The organism is Streptomyces beihaiensis, from assembly GCF_026274175.1.
GTDB classification, from domain to species: Bacteria; Actinomycetota; Actinomycetes; order Streptomycetales; family Streptomycetaceae; genus Streptomyces; species Streptomyces beihaiensis.
The window spans coordinates 1-2,738 of the sequence record NZ_JAPHNL010000169.1 but is presented as its reverse complement, the minus strand read 5'-3'; the positions used below and the strand labels follow the sequence as shown (position 1 = coordinate 2,738).

Annotated in this window: 3 protein-coding genes and 2 riboswitches; of the genes, 2 read left to right on the top strand and 1 reads right to left on the bottom strand. The window is 71.8% G+C overall.

Annotated features, from left to right (window positions below):
* On the bottom strand, positions 1-572 hold a 572-nt coding region (locus OFY01_RS16025), incomplete at its 3' end, for an AAA family ATPase (protein ID WP_407700355.1).
* 141 nt (positions 573-713) lie between these two features.
* A riboswitch (glycine riboswitch) is annotated at positions 714-833 on the top strand.
* Positions 834-926, top strand: a riboswitch (glycine riboswitch).
* A gap of 63 nt (positions 927-989) precedes the next feature.
* Between OFY01_RS16025 and gcvT the strand changes: the two genes are divergently transcribed.
* Positions 990-2,105, top strand: coding sequence for a glycine cleavage system aminomethyltransferase GcvT (gene gcvT / locus OFY01_RS16020; RefSeq protein WP_266600440.1), 1,116 nt, complete (start codon positions 990-992; stop codon positions 2,103-2,105).
* 124 nt (positions 2,106-2,229) lie between these two features.
* Positions 2,230-2,610, top strand: coding sequence for a glycine cleavage system protein GcvH (gene gcvH / locus OFY01_RS16015; RefSeq protein ID WP_266600438.1), 381 nt, complete (start codon positions 2,230-2,232; stop codon positions 2,608-2,610).
* The last annotated feature ends 128 nt before the right edge of the window (positions 2,611-2,738 follow it).

Genomic DNA, 2,738 nt, shown 5'->3' with positions numbered 1-2,738 from the left:
GCGACGCCGGACGGCAGCTCGCCCCGCTCCGCCGCCGCGACCAGCGCGCCCACTGCCCTGCGGTGCCGGGCGAACGCGTACCGGGAGACGGCGCGGCCCCGCGCGCGCTGGCCGTCGCGGGCGGCCTCGGGCGTCACGTCGAGCAGCAGCAGGTGGGCCCGGACCCCGCGCCGCCGGGCCGTGCGTGCCACCCAGCGCCGCACCCAGGGCTGCGCGCCGCAGTCGTGCACGACGACGCCCGCCCCGGAGCGCATGGCGCGGCGCAGGGCCCGGTAGTGCGCGACGCGGACGAGCGGGCGGTACAGCGCGTACGGGAGGCGGCCGGGGAGCCGGGAGGCCCAGCGCTCACGCGTGTCCTGGGAGTCGACCGTGACGGCCCCGCCCGCCGCGCCGGTCGCGGCGACGCGGCGCATCAGCGTCGATTTGCCGCTGCCGGGCAGCCCGGAGAGGACGACCAGGTCGCCCGGCGCGAAGGCGAGCGTGAGCGCGGTGGACGGCCCGCGGTCGTCCCCGTGTCGGCGCAGGTCCCGTACGGTCACCGGAATCGCCCCCGTCCTCCGCCCGGGCCTCAGCCCCTCCCGAGCCCCTCCGCACCAAGTGTAAAGAAATGGCAATGTGACACAAGGGGGCTGCCCGTCGAGCGGGCATGCGATGATGTGCGCGCCGAGGGCACGCAACCCTCGCCGTCGGCACACAACCCCATACCGGCCGCTTGAATCCGCGCGGGAGAGTTCCCGGGTCCGACGAGTCCGAAGAAGGGCGACGCGGGACCGGGGCGCCGAAGGAGCAAGTACCTCCCTTGAATCTCTCAGGCCCCGTACCGCGCGGGCGAGGCACATCTGAAAAGCGGGCTGCTCCGTCAGCCCCACCCAAGGTGCAAGCCCCTCGGGGCGAACCTCTCAGGTTCCGATGACAGATGGGGAGGACGTCTTGCCCGAGTTCCATCAAGACCCCTCGCCATCGCCGTCACGACCGGGAGCACACCACCCATGACCCGTACGACCTCCCTCGACGCCCTGCACCGCTCGCTCGGTGCCACGATGACCGACTTCGCGGGCTGGGACATGCCGCTGCGCTACGGCAGCGAGCGCGACGAGCACAACGCCGTGCGGACCGCGGCCGGCCTCTTCGACCTGTCGCACATGGGCGAGATCACGGTCACCGGACCGCAGGCCGCCGACATGCTCAACCACGCGCTCGTCGGCAACATCGGCTCGGTCGGCGCGGGCCGCGCCCGCTACACGATGATCTGCCGCGAGGACGGCGGCATCCTCGACGACCTGATCGTCTACCGGCTCGGCGAGACCGAGTACATGGTGGTGGCCAACGCCGGGAACGCGCAGGTCGTCCTCGACGCCCTCACCGAGCGCGCCGCCGGTTTCGACGCGACGGTCCGCGACGACCGGGACGCGTACGCGCTGCTCGCCGTCCAGGGCCCGCACTCCCCGGCCATCGTGAAGTCCGTCACCGACGCCGACCTGGACCACCTCAAGTACTACGCCGGTCTGCCCGGCACCGTCGCGGGCGTGTCCGCGCTCATCGCGCGCACCGGCTACACCGGCGAGGACGGCTTCGAGCTGTTCGTCTCCCCCGCCGACGCCGAGAAGCTGTGGCAGGCGCTGACCGAGGCGGGCCAGGAGTACGGCCTGATCCCGTGCGGCCTGTCCTGCCGCGACACGCTGCGCCTGGAAGCGGGCATGCCGCTGTACGGGCACGAGCTGACCACCGCGCTGACCCCGTACGACGCCGGGCTCGGCCGCGTCGTGAAGTTCGAGAAGACGTCCCACGGCGACGACTTCGTCGGCCACGACGCGCTCAGGGAAGCCGCCGCGAAGGCCGAGTCGAACCCGCCCCGCAAGCTCGTCGGCCTGATCGCCGAGGGCCGCCGCGTCCCGCGCGCCGGAATGTCCGTGGTCGCCGACGGCAAGGTGATCGGCGAGGTCACCTCCGGCGCCCCGTCCCCCACGCTCGGCAGGCCGATCGCCATGGCGTACGTCGACGCGGCGCACGCCGAGCCGGGCACGGCGGGCGTGGGCGTGGACATCCGCGGCACGCAGGAGCCGTACGAGGTCGTGGCGCTGCCGTTCTACAAGCGCCAGAAGTAAGACTGGGCACGTCACGGCTCAGCGCACACCTCTCTCCACCAGCACTCTCCACCAGCTCCCCCCATCAGCTCCCCCATCGCCCCGCTGTCATCAGCACCTTTCCGCGTACAGGAGAATTCGCACCATGAGCAACAACCCTCAGCAGCTGCGTTACAGCAAGGAGCACGAGTGGCTGTCGGCCGTCGAGGACGGCGTCGCCACGGTCGGCATCACGGAGCACGCCGCGAACGCGCTCGGTGACATCGTCTTCGTCCAGCTCCCCGAGGTCGGCGACACCGTCACCGCGGGCGAGACCTGTGGCGAGCTGGAGTCGACGAAGTCGGTCTCCGACCTGTACTCCCCGGTCACCGGCGAGGTCACCGAGGCCAACCAGGACGTCGTCGACGACCCCTCCCTCGTGAACTCGGCCCCCTTCGAGGGCGGCTGGCTCTTCAAGGTCCGTGTCGCCGAGGAGCCGAAGGACCTGCTCTCCGCCGACGAGTACACCGAGTTCTCCGGGAGCTGACCCCTGATGTCCGTACTGAACGAATCCCTGCACGCCCTTGATCCCGAGGTCGCGGCGGCGGTCGACGCGGAGCTGGGGCGTCAGCAGTCGACGCTGGAGATGATCGCGTCGGAGAACTTCGCCCCGGT